We start from the raw sequence: 5,304 nt of genomic DNA on the forward strand, positions 1-5,304 counted from the left end.
GCCTCGACGCCCACCTGGTCTGGGAACCGTTCGATAAGCGCATCGAGCTGGAGGCAGCCGCCTATAACCTGCTCGACGAGGACTTCGAGATCACGCCTGGAGTGCCCGGCTGGGGCCGCGCTTTCAAGGGCACGCTCAAAGTTCGCTTCTGATGCGGCCGCAGGAGAAGTCGCGGCAGGCAGGGCAGACCAGGAGCCGACATCTCAGGCTGCTTGTGCTGTCGCTGACGACGCTGATCGCCATCTCTTTTCTATCGCGCCTGCCCGCCTGGTCGCTGCTGGAGCTCCGAAGCTTCGACTATCTCTCGACAGTCGACGATCCCCGTCCGCCGCCCGGCGGACCCGTCATCGTCGCGATCGACGAACCCTCGCTTGCCGATATCAATGCGCAATGGCCCTGGCCGCGCAGCCTACATGCCGAGCTCATCAGCCAGCTGCGCGCCGCCGGCGCCCGCGTCATCGGCTTCGACATCATCATGGCCGAGCCCTCGAACCCCGATAATGACGCGGCGATCACCAAAGCGGTCGGCCCCGATACCGTGCTTGCCGGCGACGAAACGCTGATCGAAACGCCGCAGGCCTCGCAGCTGATCCGCGCGACACCCCTGCCGCAGCTCACCGAGGCAGGTGCCGTGACCGGCATCGCCTCCGTCGAACTCAGCGGCGACGGCACCTTCCGGCGCATCCCGGGCTATGAGGACGGCTTTGCCGCCATGCTGACCAAGGTCGCCGGCGTGGCCCCCGAGACCTTGCCGGCCGGCCGGCTCATCCAGTCCTTCGGCCCGGCCCGCAGCTATCCCACCGTCTCGTACTATCAGGCGCTCGATCCACAGCACCTGCTGCCGCCGGATTATTTCAAGGACCGCGTCGTGCTGGTCGGCCTCAGCCTGCAGAATGCGCCCGCCATCGACAAAGGCGGCGTCGATGCCTTCGCGACGCCCTACACCGTCCATACCGGCAAGCTCGTCTCCGGCGTCGAGATCCAGGCGACGATCTACGACAATATCCGCAGCGGCCTGTCGATCGCGGAGGCCCGGCTGCCGACGGTCGCCGCGTGCATCCTGGTATCGGTGCTGCTGGCCGCAACCACCGTCTGGCGCGCAACCGGATGGCTGACTATCGTGACCAGCGCGGCGGCCCTCCTTGCGTTCGCTGCCGTCAGTGCCGCCGGCATGCGGCTTGCCCATCTCTTCGTCTCGCCGCTCGGCCCGACCGTCGCCTATATCTCTGTCGTCTTCGGCCAGGCCGCCTTCGATTTTGCCGAGGAGCGCCGCAACAAGCGCCAGATCACCCGCGCCTTCGCCCAATATATCTCGCCAGATCTCGTCAAACGCCTGTCGAACGATCCCTCACAGCTGAAGCTCGGCGGCGAGCGGCGCACGCTCTCGGTGCTATTTTCCGACGTACGCGGCTTCACCACCATCGCCGAGACACTGAAGGACGATCCGGAGCAGTTGACCGGCCTGATCAACCGGCTGCTGACGCCGCTCTCCGACGTGGTGATGGATCACGGCGGCACGATCGACAAATATATGGGCGATTGCATCATGGCCTTCTGGAATGCGCCGCTCGACGATCCCGAGCATGCGCTCCACGCAGTCAAAGCCTCGCTCGCCATGCAGGCCGCGATTTCGAACCTCAACCGTGAGCTGGAACGGGAAGCCGCAGCACGCGGCGGCAAGCCCCACGTCTTGAAGATGGGCGTCGGCATCAACACCGGCGAATGCATCGTCGGCAATATGGGCTCGACCCGCCGCTTCGATTATTCCTGCCTCGGCGACAGCGTCAACCTCGCCTCCCGCCTCGAAGGCGCCTCGAAGAATTATGGCGTGGCCCTGCTGCTCGGCGAGGAGACCGCAAGGCTGGTCGCCGGCACCTACACGGTCGTTGAGCTCGATCGCATCATCGTCAAAGGTCGCACCGTGCCTTCGCCGGTCTATACCGTCGTGCACAAGGCCGAAGCCGAAGCCCTTGCTGCCCACCAGGCCTTCATCGCGGCGAAATACGCCGGCACCCTTGCGCCATCCGACCCCGCCTTCGACAGGCTCGCCGCCGATATTCCCGAGCTTGCCCCCTATTACGTGATCGTCCGGGAGGCGCTGGTCGAGTCCGGCGAGGAATAACCGCGCAGAACGCAGTCAACGCAAATCGATACTATCCCAGGCGGCGCGCTTCCAGCGGCGCATCCTGTCTGAACCCCTCAAAATAACGGCCGCCATGCAAGGCAAGCTCCCGATCGGCCAAAGCCAGGAATCGGACGCCGTCGCCTGCTGCCGCCAGACTGAACGCCGCGTCGAATTCGGCTGCCAATTGCGCATCGAGCTTCTTCATGAGGCGCGGCGCCCACTTGCCGCGACCGCTCCATGTGCCACGTCCGAGCAGAATCAGGTCGGCCAGCTTTTGGTAGAGGAGTGCGGTGATGGCGGCGATCTCTTCGGGCGGGCGCGTTCCGCGCAGATCGTCGGCCAGATCGGTGACCTGATAGCGCAGCAAGTCGTAGTCTGCCCCGGCAAGAGGCTTGGGTCCTGCCGCCAGCATCCTTGCCGCCCTTGCCTGGATGACGTGGGCGCTGTCGATATCCGGCCCCAGTATGCTGCCGGTGACAATCATGTTGACCATGATGGGATAACCGCTGTCGGCATCCTGATGGAGATAATGCGCCAGTGTCTGCGGATCGTGGACGAAGGCCTCGACCGGGAAACCGTCTTCAGTGAACGATTCCCGCCAGGCTCTTTCGAGCGACGGGAACACGACGACCAGATCGATATCCGAAAACGCGGTTCCCTCGCCACGCATGAGGGAACCGGCCACATAACTGAAAGCAGCCCCGGCAAAGCGGCTGGCGACACAGTGGCGGGCAGCGGCCAGCGCCCGCTCCGCAAGAATATGCTTCTGGATATCGTCCACGATCTCGTCCTCGAATGCGGACACGGGCGGGAACAAAAAACCCGCTCGTCTCCGGCGGGTTGGTCTTAGCAGCGATGATTCAGTTCACGCGTCTACCACCCACCGCGGCGCGGTGGTCGTAGACGTCATCGAAACTCTAAAAATCCTGCTCATGGCCAAGGTTACCCCGCGACCATGACAGCGTCAATGCACCGAAGCCGGACGCCAAGGACGGCTTTCCCGCCGCGATGTTTTCCGTCTAAGATGGCGCAAGACTCGTAAACAGGAAGATCCCGCCAATGTCCGATCCCGTCACCGTCATCCCGCTTCCGCAACCGGTGCTGCTGCCGGTCGAGGGCAGCGCCGAGCGTTTTCCGGTGCGCCGCGTCTATTGTGTCGGGCGCAACTATGCCGACCATGCCATCGAGATGGGCCATGATCCCAGCCGCGAGCCGCCCTTCTTCTTCCAGAAGAATGCCGACAACCTGCTGCCGGCGGGCAAGGCCTTTCCTTATCCGCCGCTGTCGAACGACGTGCATTACGAGGTCGAGTGCGTGCTGGCGCTGAAATCGGGTGGCGCGAACATTAAGGCCGCCGACGCGCTCGACTGCATCTACGGCTACGCCGTCGGCATCGATTTCACCCGTCGCGACCTACAGGGCGAGGCAAAGAAGCTCGGTCGTCCCTGGGAAGTCGGCAAGGCCTTCGAACATTCCGCTCCCGTCTCTTCGATCATTCCGGCAAGCCGCCTCGGCCACCCCGCCGAAGGCAGGATCTGGCTGGAACAGAACGGCAAGCGCGTGCAGGACGGCGATCTCAACCAGATGATCTGGAAGGTGCCGGAGATCATCGCCGAACTGTCGAAGCTCTTCACCCTCGCACCGGGCGATATCATCATGACCGGCACGCCCGCCGGCGTCGGCGCGGTGGCCAGGGGCGATCGCATCAATTGCGGCATCGACGGCGTCGCCACCCTATCGGTCGAGGTCGTCTGAGGAGAAAGCGATGCCCGTCTACGCACTTGGCGGATCGACGCCGAAACTGCCCGCCGCTGGCCTCTATTGGATCGCACCGGACGCCAATATCATCGGCCAGATCGAGCTCGGCGAGAATGTCGGCATCTGGTTCGGCGCCGTGCTGCGCGGTGACAACGAGCCGATTACCGTCGGCGAAGGCACCAACATCCAGGAAGGCGTGATGGCCCATACCGACATGGGCTTCCCGCTTACGATAGGCAAAGACTGCACCATCGGCCATCACGCCATCCTCCACGGCTGCACCATCGGCGACAACACGCTGATCGGCATGGGTGCGACCATCCTGAACGGTGCGAAGATCGGCAACAACTGCCTCGTCGGCGCCAATGCGCTGGTCACCGAAGGCAAGGATTTCCCCGACAACTCCCTGATCGTCGGAACTCCTGCCCGCGCGGTGCGCGTGCTCGACGAGGCGGCAATCGAAGCCATCCTTCGCTCGGCAGAAAACTACGTCGCCAACTGGCAACGCTTCGCCCGCGATCTCAAACAGATCGGGTGATTGGGTACCTCGGCGGCAGGTGGCCAGCCCCGTCCTTCGAGGCCCCTGCGGGGCACCTCAGGATGAGGCTGGAGAGAGGGCCGCAGGTGAGAGAAGGGCGACGGATGACGGTCGCGAATTCATCAGCCTGCCAGACACCCATCAGCCTCCCAACCACACGGCACACCGATCAGCCCTCATCCTGAGGTGCGCAGGCCAAAGGCCGGAGCCTCGAAGGACGGAGGCGGGTGGTCAGGCGCCCTCTCCGCCTGCTCCGCCGCTCACCACACGCCCGGAATCCAGCGCCACCGCACATGCTCCATGTACTCCGCATAGCCTTCGAGGCCCTTGCGCAGTTCGGCCTCCTCGCCGAGCGTGCGGCCGAAGAGGACGACGACGAGCAGGCCGGCGGGGATCAGCGCGTAGAGCGATCCAAGCGACAGCGCCATGCCGGCGCTGAGCACGATGGCGGTTGCGTATCCGGGATGGCGGATTACGGCGTAGGGTCCGGTGTCGATCACCTTGAGGTCGCGGTTGGTCTGAATGCGCACCGTCGGCTCGAAATGCCGGTTGACCGATTGCGCCCAGGTCAGGCCGAGATAACCTGATGTCATCAGGAGATAGCCGATCAAGACGACCCAATCGGGCTGCGGCGCCCAGTGGAAACGTCCGTCATCGAATGCGCCGACCGGAAGAATGGCAGCAAAGAGAATGATCGTCAGCGTCGCCACCACGGCGTCCCAGGATTTTGTACCCTTCTGGTATCGGCTGCGCGCCGCAAACAGCTCCGGATTCGTCCGCCAGATCCAGATGATTGCGACAGCAGTCAGCACAAGGAACAGGCCGAGAAAAATCCAGCCGCGCGGCCAGTCGAGCGTGCCGGCCGGCCAGAACAGCGCTACAA

Annotated in this window: 5 protein-coding genes; 3 read left to right on the forward strand and 2 right to left on the reverse strand. The window is 64.1% G+C overall.

The features are described 5' to 3' along the window. The first annotated feature begins 151 nt into the window (after window positions 1-151). Window positions 152-2,122, forward strand: a complete 1,971-nt coding sequence (locus FY112_RS07035) for an adenylate/guanylate cyclase domain-containing protein (protein ID WP_151518055.1) — start codon at window positions 152-154, stop codon at window positions 2,120-2,122. Window positions 2,123-2,153: 31 nt separating this feature from the next. Here the strand turns inward: FY112_RS07035 and FY112_RS07040 are convergent, their stop codons facing one another. Then, window positions 2,154-2,906, reverse strand: a complete 753-nt coding sequence (locus tag FY112_RS07040) for a nucleotidyltransferase domain-containing protein (protein WP_151518056.1) — start codon at window positions 2,904-2,906, stop codon at window positions 2,154-2,156. Window positions 2,907-3,184: 278 nt separating this feature from the next. On the opposite strand from FY112_RS07040, the gene FY112_RS07045 reads away from it, so the two are divergent. Together FY112_RS07045 and FY112_RS07050 are read left to right on the forward strand one after the other, a co-directional pair. Then, window positions 3,185-3,880, forward strand: a complete 696-nt coding sequence (locus FY112_RS07045; protein ID WP_151518057.1) for a fumarylacetoacetate hydrolase family protein — start codon at window positions 3,185-3,187, stop codon at window positions 3,878-3,880. Window positions 3,881-3,890: 10 nt separating this feature from the next. Then, complete coding sequence (locus tag FY112_RS07050; protein WP_151518058.1) at window positions 3,891-4,421, forward strand: gamma carbonic anhydrase family protein; 531 nt, start codon at window positions 3,891-3,893, stop codon at window positions 4,419-4,421. A gap of 260 nt (window positions 4,422-4,681) precedes the next feature. On the opposite strand, the gene FY112_RS07055 is transcribed toward FY112_RS07050, so the two are convergent. Next, a partial coding sequence (locus FY112_RS07055; protein ID WP_151518059.1) for an isoprenylcysteine carboxylmethyltransferase family protein occupies window positions 4,682-5,304 on the reverse strand: 623 nt, incomplete at its 5' end.

It is taken from the genome of Rhizobium sp. PEPV16, from assembly GCF_008919455.1.
Taxonomy (GTDB): Bacteria; Pseudomonadota; Alphaproteobacteria; order Rhizobiales; family Rhizobiaceae; genus Rhizobium; species Rhizobium leguminosarum_Q.